The 24,122-nt window shown below is 72.8% G+C and carries 14 protein-coding genes and 2 pseudogenes; 6 read left to right on the top strand and 10 right to left on the bottom strand.

Going from position 1 to position 24,122, the window contains the following annotated elements; genetic code table 11:
- Positions 1-3: 3 nt before the first annotated feature.
- From ACIBQZ_RS34170 to ACIBQZ_RS34180, 3 genes are read right to left on the bottom strand one after another with little or no spacing between them, the layout of a single operon-like run.
- Positions 4-909 carry a ribokinase gene (locus ACIBQZ_RS34170; protein WP_396092972.1) on the bottom strand — a complete coding sequence of 302 codons (906 nt, stop codon included), beginning with the start codon at positions 907-909 and terminating at the stop codon, positions 4-6.
- 8 nt (positions 910-917) lie between these two features.
- A complete protein-coding gene (locus ACIBQZ_RS34175; RefSeq protein ID WP_396092973.1) occupies positions 918-1,739 on the bottom strand; it encodes an ABC transporter ATP-binding protein in 822 nt (273 codons plus the stop codon).
- Between the two features lie 48 nt (positions 1,740-1,787).
- A complete protein-coding gene (locus tag ACIBQZ_RS34180; RefSeq protein WP_396092974.1) occupies positions 1,788-2,966 on the bottom strand; it encodes an ROK family protein in 1,179 nt (392 codons plus the stop codon).
- A gap of 173 nt (positions 2,967-3,139) precedes the next feature.
- On the opposite strand from ACIBQZ_RS34180, the gene ACIBQZ_RS34185 reads away from it, so the two are divergent.
- From ACIBQZ_RS34185 to ACIBQZ_RS34200, 4 genes are all read left to right on the top strand, one after another.
- Entirely contained in the window at positions 3,140-4,597 is a 1,458-nt protein-coding gene (locus tag ACIBQZ_RS34185) for a glycoside hydrolase family 3 N-terminal domain-containing protein (protein ID WP_396092975.1), read from the top strand.
- 142 nt (positions 4,598-4,739) lie between these two features.
- Positions 4,740-5,429 carry a hypothetical protein gene (locus ACIBQZ_RS34190; RefSeq protein WP_396092976.1) on the top strand — a complete coding sequence of 230 codons (690 nt, stop codon included), beginning with the start codon at positions 4,740-4,742 and terminating at the stop codon, positions 5,427-5,429.
- On the top strand, positions 5,426-5,872 hold the full coding sequence (locus ACIBQZ_RS34195; RefSeq protein WP_396092977.1) for a thiol-disulfide oxidoreductase DCC family protein: 447 nt from the start codon (positions 5,426-5,428) through the stop codon (positions 5,870-5,872). Before ACIBQZ_RS34190 ends, ACIBQZ_RS34195 begins: the two co-directional genes overlap by 4 nt.
- Positions 5,853-6,869 carry a TetR family transcriptional regulator gene (locus ACIBQZ_RS34200; RefSeq protein ID WP_396092978.1) on the top strand — a complete coding sequence of 339 codons (1,017 nt, stop codon included), beginning with the start codon at positions 5,853-5,855 and terminating at the stop codon, positions 6,867-6,869. Before ACIBQZ_RS34195 ends, ACIBQZ_RS34200 begins: the two co-directional genes overlap by 20 nt.
- 316 nt (positions 6,870-7,185) lie before the next feature.
- Here ACIBQZ_RS34200 and ACIBQZ_RS34205 read toward each other — a convergent pair whose 3' ends face one another.
- Together ACIBQZ_RS34205 and ACIBQZ_RS34210 are read right to left on the bottom strand one after the other, a co-directional pair.
- The gene (locus ACIBQZ_RS34205; protein WP_396092979.1) at positions 7,186-9,318 is read right to left on the bottom strand and encodes a heavy metal translocating P-type ATPase; all 2,133 of its coding nucleotides are present in this window, start codon (positions 9,316-9,318) and stop codon (positions 7,186-7,188) included.
- Between the two features lie 39 nt (positions 9,319-9,357).
- On the bottom strand, positions 9,358-9,960 hold the full coding sequence (locus ACIBQZ_RS34210; RefSeq protein WP_396092980.1) for a TetR/AcrR family transcriptional regulator C-terminal domain-containing protein: 603 nt from the start codon (positions 9,958-9,960) through the stop codon (positions 9,358-9,360).
- Between the two features lie 52 nt (positions 9,961-10,012).
- Between ACIBQZ_RS34210 and ACIBQZ_RS34215 the strand changes: the two genes are divergently transcribed.
- Positions 10,013-10,804 carry an alpha/beta fold hydrolase gene (locus ACIBQZ_RS34215; protein ID WP_396092981.1) on the top strand — a complete coding sequence of 264 codons (792 nt, stop codon included), beginning with the start codon at positions 10,013-10,015 and terminating at the stop codon, positions 10,802-10,804.
- A 262-nt stretch (positions 10,805-11,066) separates the two neighbouring features.
- On the opposite strand, the gene ACIBQZ_RS34220 is transcribed toward ACIBQZ_RS34215, so the two are convergent.
- Both ACIBQZ_RS34220 and ACIBQZ_RS34225 read right to left on the bottom strand, forming a co-directional pair.
- Complete coding sequence (locus ACIBQZ_RS34220) at positions 11,067-12,305, bottom strand: hypothetical protein (protein ID WP_396093016.1); 1,239 nt, start codon at positions 12,303-12,305, stop codon at positions 11,067-11,069.
- Positions 12,303-16,031, bottom strand: a pseudogene (locus ACIBQZ_RS34225) (NAD-glutamate dehydrogenase); the annotation flags it as partial. The pseudogene ACIBQZ_RS34225 and the gene ACIBQZ_RS34220, both read right to left, overlap by 3 nt.
- Positions 16,032-16,244: 213 nt before the next feature.
- Here ACIBQZ_RS34225 and ACIBQZ_RS34230 point away from each other — a divergent pair.
- Positions 16,245-18,173 carry a penicillin-binding transpeptidase domain-containing protein gene (locus ACIBQZ_RS34230; RefSeq protein ID WP_396092982.1) on the top strand — a complete coding sequence of 643 codons (1,929 nt, stop codon included), beginning with the start codon at positions 16,245-16,247 and terminating at the stop codon, positions 18,171-18,173.
- A 734-nt stretch (positions 18,174-18,907) separates the two neighbouring features.
- Here ACIBQZ_RS34230 and ACIBQZ_RS34235 read toward each other — a convergent pair.
- From ACIBQZ_RS34235 to ACIBQZ_RS34245, 3 genes and pseudogenes are all read right to left on the bottom strand, one after another.
- A pseudogene (locus ACIBQZ_RS34235) lies at positions 18,908-20,206 on the bottom strand (arginase family protein); the annotation flags it as partial.
- A 20-nt stretch (positions 20,207-20,226) separates the two neighbouring features.
- The gene (locus ACIBQZ_RS34240; RefSeq protein WP_396092983.1) at positions 20,227-21,141 is read right to left on the bottom strand and encodes a tetratricopeptide repeat protein; all 915 of its coding nucleotides are present in this window, start codon (positions 21,139-21,141) and stop codon (positions 20,227-20,229) included.
- Positions 21,142-22,422: 1,281 nt separating this feature from the next.
- Complete coding sequence (locus tag ACIBQZ_RS34245; RefSeq protein ID WP_396092984.1) at positions 22,423-24,096, bottom strand: methylmalonyl-CoA mutase; 1,674 nt, start codon at positions 24,094-24,096, stop codon at positions 22,423-22,425.
- Between the last annotated feature and the right edge of the window lie 26 nt (positions 24,097-24,122).

Below are 24,122 nucleotides of genomic sequence, written 5' to 3' on the forward strand. Positions count from 1 at the left end.
CCCTCAGTAGGTCTGCGCGTACAGGGCGTCGATCTCGGCGCGGCTGGGCAGCGCGTTGCTGGCGCCGACCTTGCGGACGCACGCCGCCCCGGCCGCGTTCGCCCAGCGGACCGCGTCGACCAGGTCACGGCCCTCGCCCCAGGCGACCGCGAGCGCGCCGGTGAAGGCGTCGCCCGCCGCCGTGGTGTCGACCACGTCCACCCGGCAGGCCGGGATACGTTCCTCGCGGCCGTCCCGGTCGGCGTACCAGGAACCCGCGCCGCCGAGGGTCAGCACGACCCGGGGCACCAGGGCCAGCAGGGCGGGCAGGTCCGGCTCCGCCGTGCCGGTGATCGCGGTCGCCTCGCCCTCGTTGACGACCAGCAGGTCCACCGCCTCCAGCAGCTCGCGCGGCAGCTCGCGGGCCGGGGCCGCGTTCAGGATCATCCGGGTGCCGCCCGCCCGCGCCGCCTGCGCCGCCGCGACCACCGTGTCCGCCGGGATCTCCTGCTGGCACAGCAGCACGTCGCTGTCGGCGATCACCGCCGTCTCGGCCGCGCTCAGCCCGGCGAAGGAGCTGTTCGCGCCGGGGCTCACGATGATCGAGTTCTCCCCCGCGCGGTCCACCATGATGACCGCGACCCCGGACGAGCCGTAGCTGGTCCGCACGTTGGCGGTGTCCACACCGGAGGCGTTGAGCCGGGCCTTGATGGTCACCCCGAAGGCGTCGGAGCCGATCGCGCCGAGCAGCGTGCAGGTGCCGCCCGCGCGGGCGGCGGCGATGGCCTGGTTGGCCCCCTTGCCGCCCGGGGTCATGACGAAGTCGTCGCCGAGCACGGTCTCACCCGGCCGGGGCAGCCGCGGGGCGAGCCCGACCAGATCCATGTTGGCGCTGCCGGCGACCACGATCCGCGGCGAGGTGTCAGCCATCGTGCGCCTCAGGCCGCCCGGGCCGTGTACCGGTCGCCGGAGCGCTGCACCTGCAGCGGCAGGCCGAACGTCTTGGACAGGTTGTCGGCCGTCATCGTCTCGCCGAGCAGGCCCGCCGCCACCACCGTGCCCTCGCGCAGCAGCATCGCGTGGGTGAAGCCCGGCGGGATCTCCTCGACGTGATGGGTGACCAGCACCATGGCCGGGGCGTCCGGGTCCTCGGCCAGCTCGGTCAGCCGGCCGATCAGGTCCTCGCGGCCGCCCAGGTCCAGCCCCGCGGTGGGCTCGTCCAGCAGCATCAGCTCGGGGTCGGTCATCAGCGCCCGGGCGATCTGGGTGCGCTTGCGCTCGCCCTCGCTCAACGTGCCGAACTCGCGGTCGAGCAGCGCGCCCATGCCCAGCTGGCCGAGCAGCGCGCGGGCCCGGGCCTCGTCCTGCGGGTCGTAGCTCTCCCGCCAGCGGCCGACCACGGACCAGGCGGCGGTGACCACGACGTCGAGCACCCGCTCGGCGGGCGGGACCCGGTCGGCGAGCTGCCCGGTGGTGATGCCGACCCGGGTGCGCAGCTCGTTGATGTCGGTGCGCCCCAGCCGCTCGCCGAGCACCCAGGCGGTGCCCCGGGACGGGTGCAGCCGGGCGGAGGCGAGGTTGAGCAACGTGGTCTTGCCGGCGCCGTTCGGGCCCAGCACGACCCATCGCTCGTCCAGCTCGACCTGCCAGGAGATCCCGCGCAGCAGATAGCTGCCGCCGCGGATCACGCTCACCCGGTCGAAGGAGATGACGGTGTCGTCGTCAGGTGGGGTGGGGGTGGTAGCCGCTGCCTCGAGCACGCATCCATCCAACCATGCAGGGGCGCGCGCCCCGGACGCCGTGCCGCCTCAACCGGTGGTGGATCCGAAGACCTCATCCCGTACGGACTCCAGCGCGGTCAGCAGCGCGCCGTTGAGGATGGGCTCGACGGCGACCTCGCTGATCACCACCTTCGGCGCGACGAGGGTGATCGCGGCGACCTCGCTCTCGACCCGCTCGGCCAGGGCCGGCCCGCCCGCCTGGCTGACCTCGCCGGCGAGCACCACCAGCGGCGGGTCCAGCACGACGCAGGTGGCCGCGACGCCCAGGGCCAGCCGGGCGGCCAGCTCGTCGAGCATCGCCTCCCCCGCCGGGCCGGCGGCCACCGCGGCGCGCACCACGTCGGCGGACTCGTTGCCGCGGAAGCCGTACTTCTTGCCGATCGCCTTGGCCGCGTCCGCCGCGACCAGGGTCTGGAAGGCGCCCTTGGCGCCGCGCTTGGTGGCGTTGCGCGGGATCTCGGCGCCGGCCACCGGCAGGTAGCCGATCTCGCCGGCCGCGCCGGTGCTGCCGTGGTGCAGCCGGCCGCCGATCACCGTGGCCAGGCCGACGCCGCGGCCGACCCAGATCAGCACGAAGTCGTCGACGCCCTTGGCCGCGCCGTGGTGCTGCTCGGCGATGGCCACCAGGTTCACGTCGTTGCCGAAGACCACCGGCGTGTGCAGGTCCTTGCGCAGCTCGGCGAGCAGGCCGCGGTGCCAGCGGGGCAGGTCGAAGGCGAACGAGACCTCGCTGGTCTGCGGGTCGACCAGGCCGGGGGTGCCGAGCACGACCCGCCGTACCGACTCCATGTCGGTGCCGCCGCGGCTGGCCGCCTGGACGACGGCGCTGTGCACGGCGCGTACCGGATCGTCACTGTCCTGGGTCGACTGCTCGCTGCGGCCGACCACCTCGCCGGTGATGTCGGCGCAGGCGGCGATCACCCGGTCCGGCAGCACCTCGACGCCGATGACGTGCGCGCTGCCGGGGGTCACCGCGTACAGCTGCGCGTTCGGGCCGCGGCCACCGGCCTGCTCGCCGACGCGGCGCACCAGGCCCCGCTCCTCGAGCCGCTCGACCAGCTGCGACGCGGTCACCTTGCTCAGCCCGGTCATCTCGCCGAGCTGGGCGCGGGTCAGCGGGCCCTTCGCGAGCAGCAGCTCGAGCGCGGCACGGTCGTTGAGCGCACGCAGCAGTCGAGGAGTGCCCGGTAGGCGGGTGGCGGCCATAACTGAGTCCCTTGATATTTAGGATTATTTCCTATTGCTGTGACCGGCACAGATCATGTAGCCGCAGCGTAACGGTCAGCGGGCAAACTGGTTGCGCCGCGTGCCCGATAGACATCTGACGATCATGCAGGTCGGCCGCCGGGAAAACCAGATCCGCATCGAGGAAGGACACCATGGCGATCGACGCCGGACTCCGCCACCTGGCCCTGGGCACGCTGCTCGCGGCGTTTCCCGGCCCGAGCGCGCCGGACTGGGCGGCGCGGCTGCTCGCCGACGGCCTCGCCGGGCACACCCTGTTCGGCACCAACATCGCGGAGCCGGCCCAGGTGCGCCGGCTGACGGCCGGGCTCCGCACGGTACGGCGGGACGCCCTGATCGCGATCGACGAGGAGGGCGGTGACGTGACCCGGCTGGCGCACCGGACCGGCAGCCCGTACCCGGGTAACGCGGCGCTCGGCGCGGTCGACGACCCGGAGCTCACCCGTACGGTCTACGCCGCCATCGGTGCCGACCTGGTCGACGCCGGGATCAACCTCGACCTCGCCCCGACGGTCGACGTGAACACCGCGGCCGACAACCCGATCATCGGCACCCGCTCGTTCGGCGCCGAGCCGCTCCGGGTGGCCCGGCACGCCGCCGCCGCGATCACGGGCCTGCAGTCCACCGGCGTCGCCGCCTGCGCGAAGCACTTCCCGGGCCACGGCGCCACGCTCACCGACTCGCACCTCGAACTGCCCACCGTGGACGCCGGCCTCGACCTGCTGCGCGAGCGTGACCTGCCACCGTTCGCGGCGGCGGTGGCGGCGGAGGCCCAGGCGATCATGACGGCGCACATCCGCGTACCGGTGCTGACCGGCGCCGGACCCGCCACCTTCAGCCGCGCGGTGCTGACCGACCTGCTCCGCGGCGAGTACGGCTTCCGCGGCGCCGTCGTCACCGACGCGCTGGAGATGAAGGGCGCCACGCTGGCCGCGGGCGGGATCGGCGCGGCGGCGGTGCTGGCCCTGGCGGCCGGGGCCGACCTGCTGTGCATCGGCGCGCGGGTCAGCCTCGACCTCGTTGACCTGGTGGCGGCGGAGATCGTCGCGGCGGTCGGCGACGGCCGGCTGCCGCTGAGCCGGCTGGAGGAAGCGGCGGAACGGACGGCCGCGCTGGCCGCCTGGACCCAACGGCCGGTGACGCCACAGCGGCACGACGCCGGTCTCGGGTACGCGGCGGCCCGCCGGGCGGTCCGGGTCGAGGGCTCGCTGGTGGAGCTCGCCGACCCGCTGGTCGTCCAGCTCGAATCGGGTCACTCGATCGCCGAGGGCCGGGTGCCGTGGGGCCTCGCACCGCACCTGAACGGCACCGAGCTGGTCTCCGTGGCGCCGGCCCAGGCGCGCCCCGAGAGACTGGCCGAACAGGCGGGGTCCCGGCCGATCGTGATCGTCGGGCGGCACACCCATCGAGCGGCGGCGACCCGCGAGCTGATCGAGGCGCTCGCGGCACGCCATACTGTGGGCGTGGTGGAGATGGGCTGGCCGGCCGACTGGCGGCCGGTGGGGGCGCGAGCCTTCGTCACCACGTACGGCGCGAGCCACGCCAACGGCCGCGCGGCGGCGGAAGCCCTGGGGCTGACCGCGCCGAAGTGAAACACCCGGACCGAGGCAGCGGCGGGCCGCCACCCGCCGCTGCCTCCCGGAATCTGTGGTCCACATCTCCTTGAACGCGTTCAAATAAAGCCCTACGCTCGGGCGGACACCATTTGAACACGTTCAAGAAAGGCGGAGGGCCGTGGACCACAAGGTCTGGATGTACCTCGTCTACCTGTTTATCAGCATCGCGCTGACGATCTGGGTGGCGACCACGCTGTCCCGCAACGGGCTGGTCTTCCTGGAGGACGTCTTCGCCGACAGCCGCCTGGCCCGGGCGGTGAACCAGCTCCTGGTGATGGGCTTCTACCTGCTGAACCTGGGCTTCGTGGCGGTGGCGATGCGATCGGGCGCCCAGGTGCCGGACGCGGCTCGGGCGCTGGAGACGCTGTCCTACAAGATCGGGTTTGTGCTGCTGGTGCTGGGGGTGCTGCACGTGTGCAACGTGTTCCTCCTCGGCCGGTACCGGCGCGGGCGGCTGCGCCAGCAGCAGGTGATGCCGCCGCTGCCGCCGGCCGGACGGCTGCCGATGTATCCGCAACCGGGCGGCGGCCCGGGACACCCTGGCGGTCCGGGCGGCATGGCAGGCCCCGGCGGCATGGCAGGACCCGGCAGCATGGCAGGCCCCGGCGGCGTGGCAGGACCCGGCAGCCCGGGCGCACCCGGCACTTCCGGCGGCCCGGGCGCACCCGGCACTTCCGGCGGCCCGGGCGCACCCGGCACTTCCGGCGGCCCGGCCGGATACGGCGGGCACGGTGGCGCGGCTGGGACCGGCGGGCACGGTGGCGGGCTGGGTGGTCCTGGCCTGGTTCCGCCGCCGACGCCGGCATGACGGAGGTCGTCGATCCGGCCGGTCACGGGGCCGGCCGGGTCGCCTACTTCACCGTTCTCTACGACGAGGGCTGTCCGATCTGCCGGGCCGCGCATCGCTGGCTGGCCGGGCGCGCTCAGCTCGTACCGTTGCATTTTGTGCCGGCCGGGTCGGGCGAGGCCCGGTGGCGCTTCCCCGGGCTGGACCATGCCGCGACGTTGCGGGATCTGACGGTCATCACCGACGGCGGTCTGGTCTACGTCTCGGACGGGGCCTGGCTGGCCTGCTTGTGGGCGCTGGCGGACTACCGCGGGATGGCCGAGCGGCTCGGGTCGCCCCGGCTGCTGCCGACGGCGCGGCGGTTCATCGCCGCGGCCGCCGCCGTCCGGCAGTCAACGCGGTCGGGCGACCAGGCGCTGCCGGTGGGCGACTACGGTGACGGGTGTGACGACCAGTGCCGCTGACCCCGCCGCCGATGAGCCCGGCGCCGGCCCGGGGGTGCGCCCGCCCCGCCGGCCCGCCGCGCAACCGGACGCGGCGAGGGCTCCGCGAGCAGGCCACGAACCCCGGACCGGAAGCGGCGACGGCACCGCGGACGAGCCCACCTCCACGCCCGGATTCACCGCCGACGCAGGCGGCGCGCCCGGGTCTGCGGTCGGCCCCGACAGCGGGCCCGGGAGCGTGCCGGACGACGGCGGCGGGCCGGGTGTCCGGACCGTGACCGCCGACCCCACCGCGACCGGGATCGTTGCCGAGAGTGGCGCGGGGGGCAAAGGTGACCTTGGTGAGGAGAAGCCGCGCCGGGCCCGCGGTGAGCAGACCCGGCAGCTGATCCTGGAGACCGCGCTGCGGCTGTTCCGGGAGCGCGGCTACACCGAGACCACCATGCGGGCGATCGCCAAGGAGGCCGGGGTCGCCGTCGGCAACGCCTACTACTACTTCGACTCCAAGGAACACCTGATCCAGGGGTTCTACGACCGTAACCAGGCCGCGCACCGGGCCGCGGCCGGGGACGTGCTGGCGACCGAGCGGGACTTCGCCGGTCGGCTCCGGGGCGTTCTGCATGCCGGGATCGACGTCAACCAGCCGTATCACTCGTTTGCCGCCACGTTTTTCAAGACGGCCGCCGAGCCCTCGTCGCCGCTGAGCCCGTTCTCCCGGGAGTCCTCGCCGGCTCGGGAGGCCGCCATCACGATCTTCCGGGACGTGGTCGAGGGGTCCTCCGCCAAGCTCGACCCGGAGCTGCGCAAGGAGCTGCCGGAGCTGCTCTGGCTCGGCTGGATGGGGGTGGTGCTGTTCTGGGTGTACGACCGCTCCCCCGACCAGCGCCGCACCCGGCGCCTGATCGACGGGGTCGTGCCGCTGGTGGACCGGCTGGTCGGGCTGTCCCGGCTGCGGGTGCTGCGGCCCGCGCTGCGGCAGATCCTGGCGCTGCTCGACATGATCCGTCGGGACGACTAGTCACTCTTCGTGCAGACAGCCTTCATCACGGAAAGTAATTGACTGCTCAGCCGTTCGGTGTGGTGGGGGGTGGTTCTCGACCCGTCGGGCGGGTATGGCCGGATCTGTCGCCCGAGGTCGGCCAGCCGAACGGTCAAATCGCACACCCAGCGCTTCCGCTGTGCCCTCATCGCCACGTAGCGTCACTTCTGCAGGTGGATCTGGGGATGTCGCAGGGCTTCGGACCTCGGGACCGGTTCGAAGGGCCCCTGCGGCACGGATGGTGGGCCGGGCGTACCGATGGTTTCGGGAGCAATCATCGGGTGAGGCGCCCGGCTCACACTGCCGCGGGTTGGAAGCGGCGCAGGCGCAGGCTGTTGGCCACCACGAAGATCGAGCTGAACGCCATCGCCGCGCCCGCGATCATCGGGTTGAGCAGGCCGGCCGCGGCGAGCGGCAGGGCCGCCACGTTGTACGCGAACGCCCAGAACAGGTTGCCGCGGATGATGGTCACGGTGCGCCGCGCCAGCCGTACGGCGTCGACGGCGGCGGTCAGGTCGTCGCGCATCAGCGTCAGGTCGGAAGCCTCGATCGCCACGTCGGTGCCCGCGCCCATCGCCACGCCCAGGTCGGCCTGGGCCAGCGCCGCCGCGTCGTTCACGCCGTCGCCGACCATCGCCACCGAACGGCCCTCCGCCTGCAGCCGCTTGACCACGTCGACCTTGCCCGCCGGCAGCACCCCGGCGATCACCTCGGTGATCCCGACCTGGGCCGCGACGGCCTCGGCCACCGCGGGCGCGTCGCCGGTGACCAGGACCGGTTCCAGTCCCAGCCCGCGCAGGCTGCGGACGGCGGCGGCGCTCGTCGGGCGTACCGCATCGGCCAGGGCCAGCCGCCCCCGGACCGTGCCGTCGGCGCGGACCTCGACCCAGGTCTCCGCGGTGTCGCCCGCGCCGCGGACGACCTCCACCTCCATGCCGTCGACGATGCCGCGCACGCCGACGCCCGCCGTGGCCCGGAACTCGCTGACCGCGGGCAGCGGGCCGGCCACCGCGGCCGCCCGGACGATCGCCCGGCCCAGCGGATGCTCGGAGGCCGCCTCGACGGCGCCGGCCAGCCGCAACACCTCCTCGGCGGTGTGCCCCGGCTCCGGCAGCACAGTGGAGACCGCCATCACGCCGGTGGTCACGGTGCCGGTCTTGTCCAGCACGATCGTGTCGACCCGGCGGGTGGACTCCATCGCCTCCACGCCGCGGATCAGGATGCCCAGCTGCGCGCCCCGGCCCGTGCCGACCAGCAGCGCGGTCGGCGTGGCCAGGCCCAGCGCACACGGGCAGGCGATGATCAGCACGGCCACCGCGGCGGTGAACGCGGCCGTGCTGCCCTGGCCGGTGCCGAGCCAGTAGCCGAGCGTCGCGGCGGCGAGGGTGATCACCACCGGCACGAAGACCCCGGAGATCCGGTCGGCCAGCCGCTGCACCGCGGCCTTGCCGTCCTGCGCCTCCTCCACCAGCCGGGCCATCTGCGCGAGCTGGGTGTCGGCGCCGACCCGGGTGGCCCGCACGACGAGGCGGCCGCCGGCGTTGACCGTGCCGCCGGTGACCGGGTCGCCCGTGGAGACCTCCACCGGCACCGACTCGCCGGTGAGCAGGCTCTGGTCCAGCGCGGAGGAGCCGTCGACCACCGCGCCGTCGGTGGCGACCTTTTCTCCCGGCCGTACCTGGAAAAGGTCGCCGACCTGGAGCTGCTCCGCCGGGATCTCGCGGCCGTCGGCCAGGGTGACCGTCTTGGCGCCGAGCGCGAGCAGTGAGCGCAGCGCGTCGCCGGCCCGGCGCTTGGCGCGGGCCTCGGCGTAGCGCCCGGCCAGCAGGAAGGTGGTGACCCCGGCGGCGGCCTCGAGGTAGAGGGCGTCGCCGTCGGAGCCGGCCCGCAGCTCGAACGGGTGCCGCATGCCGGGCATGCCCGCGTCGCCGAGGAAGAGCGCCCAGAGCGACCAGAGGAACGCGGCGAGGGTGCCGATCGAGACGAGGGTGTCCATCGTGGCGGCGCCGTGCCGCAGGTTGACGAACGCCGAGCGGTGGAACGGCCAGCCGCCGTAGACCACGACCGGGGCGGCGAGGGTCAGCGAGAGCCACTGCCAGTAGGTGAACTGCCAGGCCGGCACCATGGCGAGCACGACGACGGGCACGCTGAGCGCAACCGAGACCAGCAGCCGGGTGCGCAGCGGATCGGCGCGCGGCGCATCGGCGACCGGCTCGGCCAGCGGCTCGGCGGCGGTGTAGCCGGTCTTCTCGACCACGGCGATGAGGTCGGCGGCGGTCAGCCCGGCCGGCACGACGGCCCGCGCCTTCTCGGTCGCGTAGTTGACCGTGGCGGTGACCCCATCAAGACGGTTGAGCTTCTTCTCGATGCGGTTGGCGCAGGCGGCACAGGTCATGCCGCCGATTTCCAGCTCGATCTGCCGCGTCATGTCGTCAGCATATACCCCTCGGGGGTACCTTGGCGGGCGTCAGACGGTGACCTGTGACTCCGTGCCCTTGATGAGGATGCGGAGGCCGTACTCGAAGACCTCGTCGCCGATCGGGCTGCCGCCTCGCAAGGCCGCGGCCAGCGTGGGCAGCTCGCTGAGGTCCGGGCGCTCGCCGCGCCCGGCCACGCCGGCCACCGCCTGCTCCTGGAGCACGTGGCCGTTGATGTAGTGGCTCAGCGCGGTGATCGTGCGCAGCGCCTGGACCGGGGTGAAACCGCGCTCGACCATCGCCGCGAGCTCCTGCTCGAAGTGCCGGACCGCGTCGCCGCCCCGCACGGCCGCGGAGACCACCCGTGCGCCGTCGCGGCTGGCCAGCAGGGAGGCACGGTAGGACCGGGCACGCCGGGCCAGCCACTCCTGCCAGGTCTCGTCGGGGCGCGGCGGCCCCATGCCGGCGCGCACGATGATCGCGTTCGCCATGCCGTCGAGCAGCTCCTGCTTGGTGCGGATGTGCCAGTACAGCGCCGGGGACTGGACGCCCAGCTCGGTCGCGAGCTTGCGCACGGTCAGCCCGTCGAGCCCGACCTCGTTGAGCAGCTTCAGCCCCGCCTCGATCAGCACATCCCGCGTCAGGCCCTTCACGGAGTCACCTTAGCAGTGCTAAATTTCCCTTAGCAGCGCTAAGGAGGAGATCGTGCGGGTGATCACCGAGGACGGCACGGAAGCGGTGGCGGTGGACGAGGGCAGCGGCCCGCCGATCCTGGTGATCCACGGCGGCATGGGCGACCGCACGGTCTGGCAGCCGGTCACGGACCTGCTCCGGGACCGCTTCCGGACGGTACGGCTGGAGCGCCGCCGCTACCGGATGGACCTGCCGGGGCCGGTGACGATGCCCCAGGAGGTCGAGCACGTGGCGGCGATCGCGGCGGAACTGGACCGGCCGGTGCTGGTCGGGCACTCGTCGGGAGCGGTGGTGGCGCTGGAGGCCCTGGTCGCGAACCCCGGGGCATACGCGGGCGCCGTGCTCTACGAACCGCCTGTGGTGATCGGCCCGCCGCTGAGCGCCGACAAGCTCGCCGCGGCCCGCGCGGCGCTCGCCCGGGACAAGCCGGGCAAGGCACTGGCGATCTTCGTGCGCGACGTGGTCCGGATGCCCGCGCCGCTGGCCTGGCTGGCGGGGGCGCTGGTGGGACGGCACCCGCAATACCGGCGGCGGGTGGGACGCCAGCTGGACGACAACGACGCGATCGACGAGCTGGGGGTGCGGCTGCCGGTGTACGCGCGGCTGGAGCTGCCGATCCTGCTGCTCGGCGGGGACAGATCGCCCCGGCATCTGACGGAACGGCTGGACGCGCTGGAGCGGGCGCTGCCGCACACCCGCCGAGTGCCGCTGCACGGGCAGGGTCACAACGCGGAACGCCGGGCACCGCAGCAGGTGGCAACGGCGATCGCCACCTTCGTCAACGAGGACCTCGCCCGACGCTGACCGGCCGGGGGCCGGCGGGACCGGCCGGGGGCCGGCGGGACCGGCCGGGGGCCGGCGGGACCGGCCGGGGGCCGGCGGGACCGGCCGCTGCTCGCAGCCGCCGAGCGAGACAGGCCGCACCGCGCCGCCGGGCCCTGGTCGGCCGCAACGGGCCCGGCCGCTCCCGGTGGGGTCGGGCCGGGTCGGCCGCAAGGGGCCCGGCCGCTCCCGGTGGGGTCGGGCCGGGGCGGCCGGGGCGGGCGTGGCGGGCGTGGCTCGCGGGTCAGCCTGCCGAGGAGGTTTTCACCAGGGTGCGGATCTGGCGGAGCAGCACCGACAGCGCCGCCAGGTCGGCCGGGGCTTCCGCCACGTTGCCCATCGCGTTGCCGGTGCGGGCCATCGACGCCGCGTTCACCTGTTCCCATTCCGCCAGGCGGTCCTCCGGCGCCGCCGACGCCGGGGTCGACTGGAGCACCTCCGCCGTCAGTCCGGCCAGGGCCGCGTACAGGTCGTAGCGCAGGGCCATGCGGGCGAGGGTCTGCCAGCGGTCGCCGCGGGGCAGCCGGGAGATGTGCGACAGCAGGAGGTCGATCTGGAAGCGTTCCGAGATCACGAAGTAGACCTTCGCCACCTCGGTCGCGTCGTGGCCGGTCGCCCGGGCGGTCTCCAGGATGTCGAGCAGGCCGAAGCCGTAGACCACCCGGGAGACCACGTCGGCGAGCTGCGCCGGCACCCCGCGCTCGGTCAGCGTGGCCACATGGGCCTCCTGCGAGCGGCGTTCCACGCCGATGACCACCGTCGGGAGCTGGGTCAGCAGCGTCGCGACGCCCGGGCGGAGGCGGGTGATCTCGCCGACCACGTCGATCGGCGAGCGGCGGTTGCTGACCAGCCAGCGGACCGCGCGGTCGAGCAGCCGCCGGGTCTCCAGGTAGACCAGCGTCTGGGCCGGCGTCGGCACCTTGTTGTCCAGCTGCTCCGCGGCCGCCCACAGGTCGGGCAGGCCGTACACGTCGCGGACCACCACATAGGCCCGGATCACGTCCGCCGCGGAGGCGCCGCTCTCCTCCATCGCCCGGAACACGAAAGACGTGCCGCCGCGGTTGACCACCTCGTTGACCAGCGCGGTCGAGATGATCTCGCGACGCAGCCGGTGGCCGGCCATCCGGGTCGCGTACCGCTCGCGCAGCGGGGTGGGGAAGTAGCGGGCCAGGACGTCGTTGGTCCACTCCTCGTCGACCAGCACGTCGGCGAGGACCTGGCGTTCGAGCGAGATCTTCACGTACGCCAGCAGCACCGCGAACTCCGGCGCGGTCAGCCCGTCGCCGGCCTCGTAGCGGAGGGCCAACTCCTTGTCGCTCGGCAGCGCCTCCAGCTCGCGGTTGAGCTGGCCGGACTGCTCCAGGGTGGTGAGCATCCGGCGGTGCACCGGCAGCAGCGAGTGGGCCTGCGACCGGGCGTTGCCGAGCGCGGTGGCCTGCTCGTAGTTGTCCCGCAGCACCAGGGCCGCGACCTCGTCGGTCATCGTCGCCAGCAGCTCGTCGCGGTCGGGCAGGGTCAGCTCGCCCTCGGTCACCGCCGCGCCGAGCAGGATCTTGATGTTCACCTCGTGGTCGGAGCAGTCCACGCCGGCCGTGTTGTCGATGAAGTCGGTGAAGATCCGGCCACCGTGGCCGGCGCCGGTCTCGTCCGGCGGGCCGCCGATGCGGGCGTACTCGATCCGGCCGCGCTGGGTCAGGCCCAGGTTGCCGCCCTCGCCGACCACGTTGGCCCGCACCTCGTGGCCGTTGACCCGGATCGCGTCGTTGGCCTTGTCGCCGACTTCGGCGTGGCTCTCGGTGCTCGCCTTCACGTAGGTGCCGATGCCGCCGTTCCAGAGCAGGTCGACGGGCGCGGCCAGGATGGCGCGCATCAGCTCGGTCGGGCTCACCGCCGCCGCGTCGCCCAGCGCCAGCGCCGCCCGGACCTGCGGCGTGACCGGGATCGACTTGGCCGTCCGCGGGTAGACCCCGCCGCCCGCGCTGATCAGCGCGGCGTCGTAGTCGGCCCAGGACGAGCGCGGCAGGTCGAACAGCCGGCGGCGTTCCGCGTACGACGACGCGGCGTCCGGCTCCGGGTCGAGGAAGATGTGCCGGTGGTCGAACGCGGCCACCAGCCGGATGTGCTCGCTGAGCAGCATCCCGTTGCCGAAGACGTCGCCGGACATGTCACCGACGCCGACCACGGTGAAGTCCTGCGACTGGGTGTCGGTGCCCAGGTCGCGGAAGTGCTTCTTGACCGACTCCCAGGCGCCGCGGGCGGTGATGCCCATCTTCTTGTGGTCGTAGCCGGCCGAGCCGCCGGAGGCGAACGCGTCGCCGAGCCAGAAGTCCTTGCTCACCGAGATCTCGTTGGCGATGTCGGAGAACGTCGCCGTGCCCTTGTCGGCCGCCACCACCAGGTAGGGGTCGTCGCTGTCGTGCCGGACCACGTCCACCGGCGGCACGATCTTGCCGCTGTGGATGTTGTCCGTGACGTCGAGCAGCGCGCCGATGAACAGCCGGTAGCAGGCCACCGCCTCGTCGCGGTCGCCCGGCTTCTGCTTGAGCACAAAGCCGCCCTTGGCGCCCACCGGCACGATCACCGCGTTTTTCACCATCTGCGCCTTGACCAGGCCGAGGACCTCGGTGCGGAAGTCCTCCCGCCGGTCGGACCAGCGCAGGCCGCCACGCGCGACCGCGCCGAAGCGCAGGTGCACACCCTCGAACCGCGGCGAGTACACGAAGATCTCGTATTTCGGCCGGGGCGCCGGCAGGTCGGGGATGGCCTGCGGGTCCAGCTTGAACGCCACGTACGACTTCGGGCGGGAGTCGGCGCCGCGCTGGAAGAAGCTCGTGCGCAGGGTGGCCTGGATCAGGGTCAGGTAGGAGCGCAGTATGCGGTCCTGGTCGAGGCTGTCGACGTCGTCCAGCAGCACGGTGATCTGCTCGGCCAGGTCGTCGCCGCGCCGGGCCCGCTCCTCCTCGCCCAGCTCCAGCCGCGGCGAGAACCGCGCCTCGAAGAGCTGGACCAGCAGCCGGGCGATCTCCGGATAGGCGATGAAGGTCGACTCCACGTACCGCTGGGAGAAGACGTTGCCGGTCTGCCGCTGATATTTCGCGTACGCCCGCAGCACCACGACCTGCCGCCAGGTCAGCCCGGCGCGCAGCACCAGCTCGTTGAAGCCGTCCACCTCGGCCTCGCCCCGCCACGCCGCCGCGAACGCGTTCTCCACCTGCGGGCGCACCTCGGAGAGCTCCCGGTGCGCGGCCGGCGGCAGCAGGCCGAAGTCGTACAGGTAGACGGTGCCGTCCGGGCGACGGACCTCGTACGGCCGCTCGTCGACGACCCGGGCGCCCAGCGAGTGCAGCACCGGCAGGACGGCGGAGAGCATCATCGGCTCGCCGTAGCGGAAGACCTTGAACCGCACGTCGGCGTCGTCCGGCTCGGTCTGGCCCTCCCGGTTGAGGTGGCGCTTGCGGTACAGGTGCATCTCGAGCTGGCCGGTCTCCTCCAGCAGCTCCAGCTTGGCGATGTCCTGCACCGCCTCGTACGGGGTGTGGCCGTCCTTGTAGCTGTCCGGGAACGCGGCCGCATACCGCCCGAAGAGGTCCTTGGCCGGCTCATCGCCCAGCTTGCGCTCGAGCACCAGGGAGAAGTCGTCGTCCCACATCCGGGTGGCGTCGGCGAGCAGCTCGGCCAGCACGTTCGGATCCACCGCGCCCGGCGGGTCGGCCGGGTCGGTGCGCACGATGAAGTGCACCCGGGCCAGCATCCGCTCGGTCACCCGGGTCGTGTAGTCGACCCCGATGCCGTTCAGCTCGCGCAGCAGGATCTCCTGCATGGCCTGGCGGTTGCTGGTGGTGAAGCGGTCCCGGGGCAGGTAGATCAGGCAGGAGATGAACCGGCCGTAGCCGTCGCGGCGCAGGAACAGCCGCAACTGCCGGCGGCCCGCCATCCGCAGCACGCCGACGACCGCCTCGTACAGGTCATCGGTCTTGATCTGGAAGAGCTCGTCGCGCGGATAGGTCTCCAGGATCTGCAGCAGGTCCTTGCCGGAGTGCCCGCGCGGCGACAGCCCGGAGCGGTCCAGCACCTCCATCACCTTGCGGCGGACCACCGGCAGCTCACGGACGCTGGTGCGGTAGGCCGAGCTGGAGAACAGGCCCAGGAAGCGGCGCTCGCCGACGACCTCGCCGGAATCGTTGAAGACCTTGACGCCGATGTAGTCCAGATAGGCCGAGCGGTGCACGGTGGCCCGGGAGTTGGCCTTGGTGATCACCAGCAGCCGCTTCTCCAGGGCGCGCCGGTGCGCCTCGGGCGCCATCGTGGACAGCTTGCGCGGGGTGCTGTTGGCGCCGCGCAGGATGCCCAGCCCGGTGCCCGGCACGGCCGTCAGCACCTCGCCGACCAGCTGGTATTCCCGGTAGCCGAGGAAGGTGAAGTGGTCGTGGGCGAGCCACTTGAGCAGCTCGATGGTGTCGGTGACGTCCTTGTCGGGCACCGGCAGCTTGCGCTCGGAGCCGCGCGCGTGCGCCAGCTCGTCGGCGATGACCACCGCGCGCTGGCGCATCCGGGGCCAGTCGTCGACGGCGTCGCGCACGTCGGTGAGCACCCGGCGCAGCTCCTGGTGCAGCTGGGCGCGCGCGTCGGCGTTGCGCACCGGGTCGATCTCGACCCGGATCCAGCTCTCCACCAGGTCGCCGTCGATCGCGTCGTCGGGCTCGACGTCGGCCTCGAGCTGGGCCAGCTCGCCCTCCGGCCCGCGCCGGACCACCATCAGCGGGTGCACCAGCAGGTGCACGTCGAGCTGGTGAGCGACGAGCAGGGCGGTGACCGAGTCGACCAGGAACGGCATGTCGTCGGTGACGATCGACAGCACGGTGTGCGACTGGCCCTCGGGCGGCGGGCTGATGTCGAGCCGCAGCTCGCCGGGGCGGCGGTGACGCGCCAGCTCGCGGTGGGCGAGCGCTGCCGCATGCATCTCGGCCGGGGTGTAGCCGACCAGTTCCTCGTCCGGCGCGAACCGCCAGAAGCGGCCGACCAGCGACGCGGTGGTGTGATCCTGACCCGCGAGCTCCACCGCCTGCGCCACCAGGCGCTCGGCGTTGGGCAGCGGCTCGTCGAGCTCATCGTCGGACGTCCCCAGCCGGCCCGTCTGGGCCAGCCCGGGGCCGGGCCCGAAATCCAGCTCGGGATCGGATTCGAGCGCTGCCTCATCGGCGACGGCCATGACCTCGGGCTCCCCTCACCCACGACATTGTGGGTTCGACGTGTCGGGCATCAGCCTAGAGCCTGCCTCCGACACCCCGGGCACACCCGGGGTGCGCGGACGAGATCCGACACCCGAATTTGATACATCTCACCCACCACGGGTCAACGTGACTGGGCGAGTCCGGTTACCGTTCCGTAGGTTTTGTGAATCGAGGCGAGAGAAGGTGACAACATGCGCCGCACCGGACGCGCTGGGCGTGCCATGGCCGTCATGGCCGGCCTGCTGCTGCTCACAGGCGGCGTGGCCGCGTGTTCGAGCTCGGACGGCCCGGATGACACCCTCACCCTGTTCCTCAAGGGCTGGCGCACCGGCGACCTGAGCAAGACCGGCTTTGTCACCCCGGACGGCGCCAAGATCTCCGCGAACGACGTGTTCACCCAGCTCCAGGGGCTCATCGGCGAGCTGAAGGAGTCGTCGCTGGTGCTCTCGGCGCAGGGCGAGCCCAAGGAGACCGGCGAGATCGCCTCGGCGCCGGTGAAGCTGGACTGGACGCTGCCGGGCGGCACCCCCTGGTCGTACGAGAGCACGGTGCGGCTCACCAAGCGTGACTCAGACGGCTGGCGGGTGATCTGGGAGCCGGCCGTGGTGCACAGCGAGCTGACCGCCGGCGACCGCTTCGAGCTGCGCCGCCAGAGCGCCGACCGGGCGGACGTGCTGGGCGCGGACGGCAAGCCGATCGTCACCCAGCGCCCGACCGTCACCGTAGGTGTCACGCCGCAGGACATCACCGATCAGGCCGCGCTGTTCAAGGAACTCGGCAAGATCTTCAAATCCATCGACGTGGAGATCAACTTCAAGCTGATCGGCGAGCGGGTCAAGAACGCCCCCGACGACGGGGCCTTCATCGACATCGTCACGCTGCGGCGCCCCGACTACGACAAGATCCGCGGCCGGGTACGTGCCCTCGACGGCCCGGTGTTCCAGGAGGGCGAACGCGAGCTGGCGCCCACCCGGCCGTTCGCCCGCGCGCTGCTCGGCACCGTCGACGTCGCGAGCCGCGAGGATCTGGACGTCAACCCGGACACGCTGCGGGAGAACGACCAGGTCGGGCACGGCGGCCTGCAGCAGCAGTACGACGCCCAGCTGCGCGGCACCCCCGGCCAGTCCGTGGTGATCGCCCGCAAGACCCCGGAGGACGAGGTCGAGGACTCGCGGATCTTCGGCACCGAGCCGGTGCCGGGCAAGCCGATCAAGACGACGCTGGACATCAGGACCCAGAACGCGGCCGACGCCGCGGTGGACGCGGAGAAGCAGCCCAGCGCCCTGGTGGCGATCCGGATCAGCGACTCGAGCATCCTCGCGGTCGCCAACGGCCCGGCGGGCGCCGGCGTCAACACCGCGATGACCGGTCAGGTCCCACCCGGCTCGACCTACAAGATGGTGTCGACGCTGGGCCTGCTGGACAAGCGGGCGGTCACCCTGGACGGCCGGGTGGACTGCCCGAAGACCAAGACGGTCAGCGGCCGGTCGTTCAAGAACTCGCACAACATGGTGCTGGGCTCGGTGCCGTTCCGCACCAACTTCGCGAAGTCCTGCAACACCGCGTTTGTCAACCTGGCCCCGAAGCTGGGCGCCGACGGCCTGCGGGACGCCTCGGCCAAGCTGGGCCTCGGCGTGAAGTGGGACCTCGGCGCGGACGCGTTCAGCGGCAAGGTCTCCCCGGCGAACAGCCCGACCGAGCTGGCGGCGGCGACCTTCGGCCAGGGCGCGACGGCGGTCAGCCCGCTGGCGATGGCCGGCGCCACGGCGGCCGTGGCCCGCGGTCAGTTCATCCAGCCCAAGCTGCTGCTGGACCCGGCGCCGACGGCACCGGCGGCGAACGGCCCGAAGCTGGCCGAGACGTCGGTCGAGCCGCTGCGCACGATGATGCGCGAGGTCGTCACGAAGGGCACCGGCGACGACCTGGCGGGCGTGCCGGGCAAGCCGGTGTCGGGCAAGACGGGCACGGCCGAGTTCAAGGACGGCGAGGAGGAGACCCACGCCTGGTTCGTGGGCTGGCAGGGCGACATCGCGTTCGCGGTGATGGTGGAGAAGGGCGGGGCCGGCGCGGAGGCAGCGGTCCCGGTCGCCGCACGCTTCCTGACCGCACTGAACGGGTAGCGGCCGGGTCAGCCCAGGTCGGCGGGCTGTTCGGGGCCGACCTCGAAGGCCGGGCGCTGCGCCGGGAGGCTGAAGTCCTCGATGGTGCGCGGACGCAGCATGCCGGGCATGGTCGCGGGCAGCGGCTTGGAGTCGAGCAGCGGCGCGGAACCGAGCGGCCGCATCGGCGCGGGCTCGTCGCCGGACTCCGGGCCGAGATCCGGGCCGTGATCCGGGGCCGGGCGCTCCCCCGGCATCGAGCCGGCATCGTCCGCGCCGGTCACCGGGTCGGGCTCGGGCATGTCGACGACCTCGGCCTCAACCAGCTCCGCGTCGACCACATCAACGTCAACGACTTCAATGTCGGCCACATCGACCTCGGCCACATCAACCTCGGCCACATCAACCTCGGCCACATCGACGGCGGGGTCAGCGACGGCGGGGCCCGCGACGGCAGCCCCTACCGGCTCGGGGACGGCATCATCGAGCGGCTCCGAAATGGTAGAGCCGAGCGGCTCGGCGACGGCAGCCCCGTGCGGCTCGGCGACGGCAGCCCCGTGCGGCTCGGCGACGGCATCATCGAGCGGCTCGGAGATGGTAGAGCCGAGCGGCTCGGCTACGGCATCGTCAAGGGGCTCGTTCTCCGGCTCGGAGACCTCGGCGGCGATCCAGCCGTCCCCATCGGTCCCCGCGACAAAATCGTCGGCCGCGGGTTGCCCGGACTCGCGGTCTTCCCGCTCGTCGGCCGCGGCGGAAGCGCCAGGGAAGGCCGCGGCGGAAGCGGCGGGGAAGGCCGTGGAAGCGTCAGGGAAGGCCGTGGAAGCGGCGGAGGAAGCAATGGGGGAAGCCGCGGAGGAAGCGGCGGGGAAAGCCGTGGGGAAAGCCGCAGCGCCCTGCTCCGGATCCGGCACCGCGGGCTCCCCCGGCGACCCGCCGCTGGACCTCGCCGCGGCCACCCGCTCGTCCTCGGCCGCCATTGCCCGCCGTGCCTCCACCGTGTCCCGCTCGAGAGCGGTCCGGGCAGCCGGCGCATCGGTCGGCACACCCCGGGGCCCCAGCCGCCCCGGACCGAGCCGACCCGGACCGAGCCGACCCGGACCGGCGAGATCGCGGCGGGCCGCCACCAGGTCAGGGCGGGCGTCCACCAGCTGGGCCGGCTGCAGGCCCGCCACGATCGTTGAGGTGATCTCCTCCGCGTACTTGCTGTCCGGGTCGTAGTCCGGGTCGAAGACGGTGATCTCCACGCCCAGGCAGTGCGGCGATTCGACCAGCCCGGCCAGCAGGATCTCCAGCTCCGGGAAGGCGATGCCGCCCGGCTCCGGCGCGTCCACCGCCGGCATGACCGCCGGGTCCAGCACGTCCACATCGATGTGCACCCAGTAGCCCGCGCAGTCCACGAGCTGGTCGCGCGCCCACTGGGCACTGCGCGCCGCGCCCTCCACGCGCAGGGTCGGCACCGGGCGCGTCACGATGCCCGCCGCCTGCAGGTCCAGCCGGTATTCGTCCTGGGCCCGGATGCCCATCACCACCACGTCGATGTCGCGGTAGTACGGCCGCCGGCCCTCCATCGCCGCCAGGTCGGTCTGGCCCCGGCCGGTCACCAGCGCCAGGTCCTCGCCCGCCGCCGCGCCCACGTACGACGCGTTGCCGGGGTGCCGGAAGTCCGAGTGGCCGTCCACGAAGACCAGGCCGATCCGGCCGCCGACCGCCTCGCCGAGCCGGTGCATGGCCAGCGCCGAGCCCAGCACGATCGAGCAGTCGCCGCCCAGCACCACCGGGAACTCGCCCTGGTCGAGGATCGCGCCGATCCGGTCGGCCAGCTTGCGGGAGTACGCCGAGATCTCCGGCGCGTGGCACACCCCGTCGCCGGGCCGCCAGTCGCCCGGGTCGTAGCGGGGCGGGGTCAGGCAGCCGGCGTCGCGGGCGTTGAGGCGGCGCAGCAGGCCATGGTCACGGAGGGCACCGGGCGCCTTGGCGCAGCCCGGCACCGACGTCGCCGTCGGCGGGCGCAGGCCGAGGTTGGACGGTGCGTCGAGCACGGCGATGCGGCGCATGGAGCCCCCCGTACCTTTGCCTAGAAGAGCGCGCGGGCCAGCGCGCGCCGCGCGCTCGCCACGGCCGGGTCGTCGGGTCCGGCCACGTTGAAGAGTGACAGCAGATGCTTGCGGACGGTGTCCCGCTCCTCTCCGCTGGTCCTCTTCACGGTCGCGACCAGCCGCTCGTACGCCTCGGGTGCTTGTCCGCTGAGGACCTCGATGTCGGCGGCGAGCGCCTGCGCGGCCACGTCGTCGGGGTCGGCCGCAGCCCTGGCCAGCGCCTTCTCCGCGTCCACGCCGGTGATCCGGCGATAGAGCTCGACCTGGGCCAGGCCGGACTCGGCCGCGTGGTCCTGCGGCGACTCGGCCAGGATCTTCTTGTACGCCGCCTCGGCCGCGTCCAGGTCACCGGTCATCATCGCGTCGTCGGCCGCGTCCAGCCGGGGGTCCTCGGGGGCGGCGACCTCAACGCCGCCGGCCTTGAGCACCGCGTCGATGTACTGCCGGATCTGCGCCTCGGGCAGCACCCCGGTGAAGCCCTCGACCAGCTGGCCGCCGACCACCGCGATCACCATCGGGATGCCCTGCACGCGCAGCGCCTGGGCGAGCCGCGGGTTGGCGTCCACGTCGACCTTGCCGAGCACCCAGCTGCCGCCGGCCTCGGCCGCGAGCTTCTCCAGCACCGGCGAGAGCTGCTTGCACGGCTCGCACCACTCGGCCCAGAAGTCCAGGATCACCGGGGTGGCCATGGACCGTTCGAGCACGGTCGCCTGGAAGTTCGCTTCGGTGACATCGATGACCGCGGGCGGCGCGCCACCCGGGTAGGTCTCGGCGGCGGGTGCCGTGGCCGGCCCGGCGGGGCCCGCGGGTGCGGGATTGTTCGCGGGACGCAGTGCACCGAGGTCGACCGCGCCGCGGGTGAAGATCGACGGAGTGGTCCGTGGGTCGCTCATGGTTACCAAGTCTCGCACGCGCGCGGCGCTGATCGTGTCGCCGCCGGGCTGACGATATCGGACGTCACAAAAGGGTGCCCCGATCGCCGGTGAGCTGGGCCTCATCGAGGTGGCGGAGCCCTGACCCGAGGGCCGGGCGCGGGCCGTGCCGGGGTGGGCGACGATGCTGCTGATCGGACTGCCGGAGTGACGCCGCCAGCGGTCCCGGGTCCGGTCCGGAGAGGACGTCGGAGACCTCCTCCTGGTGGCAGTCGGCGTGGCGGAACCGCCGCGGGTGTCGCGAGCTTCAGTGCGGGGATCGCCGTCCCGCTGCCCGGCGGTGCGGCCTGCCGGTCAGGCTCTCCCCGCGGCACTGGAGCGGCACGCAGGGCGTCCGGGTGAACTCCACGATCGCCGGTGAGCAGATGTTGTCGACTTCTGGCGACGTCGACTTTTCCCATTCAGTGCCGTCGCAGCCTCAGCGGCAGCCTTCCCGCAGATCTTGATGAGCTAAAACGTTCCAGCAAAACCACACCGCTACAAGGTCCACCAGTCGCGCCCCTTTCCTCCTGAGATGAACCCCTCAACCTCCAAGGACTAATCCCGCATATCGGACGAACACGGCAATGGGATGGATCACCGGGGACCGTGATCCAGAAATGGCGAAAGTCGGGTGGCGAGCTCCGCACCCAGGCGCCACAAGACCGCAGCGATGGAGGATGAGCGCGCAGCGACGCAGCAGGGCACCGGCGGGCGGAACCGGCGACGGGCAGGCAGCGGGCCGCATCGGGCGGCGACGGGCCGGGCGGCGACGAGCCGGGCGACCGGCGAGCCACACGCAGCGCGACCAATAAGCCGCAACGCGCGGCGACGGGCCTGCGAGATGCAACACCCAGCGCGACCGGCGAGCCACAACATGCCGCGCGGGCGGCGGGGTGACACCGCGGGCGGGCGCGGCATCCCTGCGGGCGCGGCATCCCTGCGGGCGCGGCATCCCCGCGGGCGCAACATCCCCGCGGGCGCAACATCCCCGCGGGCGCGGCGTCCTGCGGGCGGGCGCGGCATCCCGCGGGCGCGGCGTCCCTGCGGGCGGGCGCGGCACCCCGCGGGCGCGGCGTCCCTGCGGGCGGGCGCGGCGCCCTGCGGGTGCTCTGACGCGCGCGGGCGTCACCGCCGGGCGTCACCGCCGACGACATGCGCCGACGGATGTGCGGCGTGCAGCACGCGGCGCGGTGCGGTGACGACCGCGGGCACACCCCCTGATCGCTGCGTCGACATCGGGTGCCGGGATTGCGGCCCCGGTTAGAAGCGGGCCGGCTCGCGGTAGCTGCCCCACTCCCCCTTGAGGGCCTCGCAGATCTCGCCGAGGGTGGCTTCCGCGCGGGCCGCGTCGAGCATCGCCGGGATCATGTTCTCGCTGGTCCGGGAGACCGCCACGAGCCGCGCGAGCGCCTGCTCCGTCCGTACCGGATCGCGGTTGGCCTTGCGGGCGGCCAGCTCGCGCTTCTGCTCGGTCTCGACCTCGTGGGAGACCCGGAGGATCTCCAGGTCCTTGGCCACCGTGCCGGTGTGCACGTTGACGCCGACGATCCGCTTCTCGCCCTTCTCCAGGGCCTGCTGGTAGACGAACGCCGCCTCGGCGATGTGGCTGGTGAACCAGCCGTCCTCGATGCCGCGCAGGATGCCCGAGGTCATGCTGCCGTCCGTGCCGAGCTCGCGGATGCGCGCGAAGATCTCCTCCGCCTCGGCCTCGATCCGGTCGGTGAGCGCCTCGACGTACCAGGATCCGCCGAGCGGGTCGGCCACGTTGATGACCCCGGTCTCCTCCATCAGCACCTGCTGGGTGCGCAGGGCGATCTCGGCGGACTCATCGGTGGGCAGCGCGAGCGTCTCGTCGAGCGCGTTGGTGTGCAGCGAGTTGGTGCCACCGAGGATCGCGGCGAGCGCCTCGACCGCGGTGCGCACGACGTTGTTGACCGGCTGCTGGGCGGTCAGCGAGACCCCGGCGGTCTGCGTGTGGAACTTGAGCCAGAGCGCCTTCTCGCTGGTCGCGCCGTAGTCGTCGCGCAGGTGCCGGGCCCAGATCCGGCGGGCCGCGCGGAACTTGGCGATCTCCTCGAAGAAGTCGACGTGGGCGTCGAAGAAGAAGCTGAGCCCCGGCGCGAAGGTGTTGACGTCCAGGCCGCGCGACAGTCCCAGCTCGACGTAGCCGAAGCCGTCGGCCAGCGTGTACGCCAGCTCCTGCGCGGCGGTCGAGCCGGCCTCGCGGATGTGGTAGCCGGAGACGCTCAGCGGCTTGTATTTCGGGATCTCGGCGGCGCAGTACTCCATCAGGTCGCCGATCAGGCGCAGGTGCGGCTCGGGGGCGAAGAGCCACTCCTTCTGCGCGATGTACTCCTTGAAGATGTCGGTCTGCAGGGTGCCGTCGAGCTTGCCGATGTCCGCGCCCTGCCGTTCGGCGGCGACCAGGTACATCACGAAGATCGGCACCGCCGGGCCGGAGATGGTCATGCTGGTGGTGGTCTGCTGCAGGTCGATGCCGTCGAACAGCACCTCCATGTCGGCGGCCGAGTCGATCGCCACGCCGCAGTGGCCGACCTCGCCGAGCGACTGCGGCTCGTCGGAGTCGCGGCCCATCAGCGTCGGCATGTCGAACGCGACGCTCAGCCCGCCGCCGCCGGCGGCCAGGATCATCTTGTACCGCTCGTTGGTCTGCCGGGCGTTGCCGAACCCCGCGAACTGGCGGATGGTCCAGGTGCGCCCGCGGTAACCGGTGGGGTACAGACCCCGGGTGTACGGGTACTCGCCCGGCCAGCCGATCCGCTCGAAGTCCGCGTAGCCGTCGCCGTCCGCGGGCCCGTACACGGGTTCGACGGGCATCCCGGAGAGCGTGGTGAAGTCTGCGTCCCGCTTGCGGGCGGCGTCGTAGCGCTGCTGCCAGCGCTCCCGGCCGGCGGCGATGTCGGCTGCGTCCATGGCGACCATCGTAGGCGCAAAGCTGA

It is taken from the genome of Actinoplanes sp. NPDC049599, assembly GCF_044465625.1.
GTDB lineage: Bacteria > Actinomycetota > Actinomycetes > Mycobacteriales > Micromonosporaceae > Actinoplanes.

What these genes read in the sequence shown, in the direction of transcription:
- ACIBQZ_RS34240 (WP_396092983.1), bottom strand. Translation starts at nt 21,141, where the DNA reads ATGAGCGACCCACGGACCACTCCGTCGATCTTCACCCGCGGCGCGGTC.
- ACIBQZ_RS34195 (WP_396092977.1), top strand. Translation starts at nt 5,426, where the DNA reads ATGACGGAGGTCGTCGATCCGGCCGGTCACGGGGCCGGCCGGGTCGCC.
- ACIBQZ_RS34220 (WP_396093016.1), bottom strand. Translation starts at nt 12,305, where the DNA reads ATGACCGACGAGGTCGCGGCCCTGGTGCTGCGGGACAACTACGAGCAG.
- ACIBQZ_RS34170 (WP_396092972.1), bottom strand. Translation starts at nt 909, where the DNA reads ATGGCTGACACCTCGCCGCGGATCGTGGTCGCCGGCAGCGCCAACATG.
- ACIBQZ_RS34185 (WP_396092975.1), top strand. Translation starts at nt 3,140, where the DNA reads ATGGCGATCGACGCCGGACTCCGCCACCTGGCCCTGGGCACGCTGCTC.
- ACIBQZ_RS34205 (WP_396092979.1), bottom strand. Translation starts at nt 9,318, where the DNA reads ATGACGCGGCAGATCGAGCTGGAAATCGGCGGCATGACCTGTGCCGCC.
- ACIBQZ_RS34180 (WP_396092974.1), bottom strand. Translation starts at nt 2,966, where the DNA reads ATGGCCGCCACCCGCCTACCGGGCACTCCTCGACTGCTGCGTGCGCTC.
- ACIBQZ_RS34230 (WP_396092982.1), top strand. Translation starts at nt 16,245, where the DNA reads ATGCGCCGCACCGGACGCGCTGGGCGTGCCATGGCCGTCATGGCCGGC.
- ACIBQZ_RS34245 (WP_396092984.1), bottom strand. Translation starts at nt 24,096, where the DNA reads ATGGACGCAGCCGACATCGCCGCCGGCCGGGAGCGCTGGCAGCAGCGC.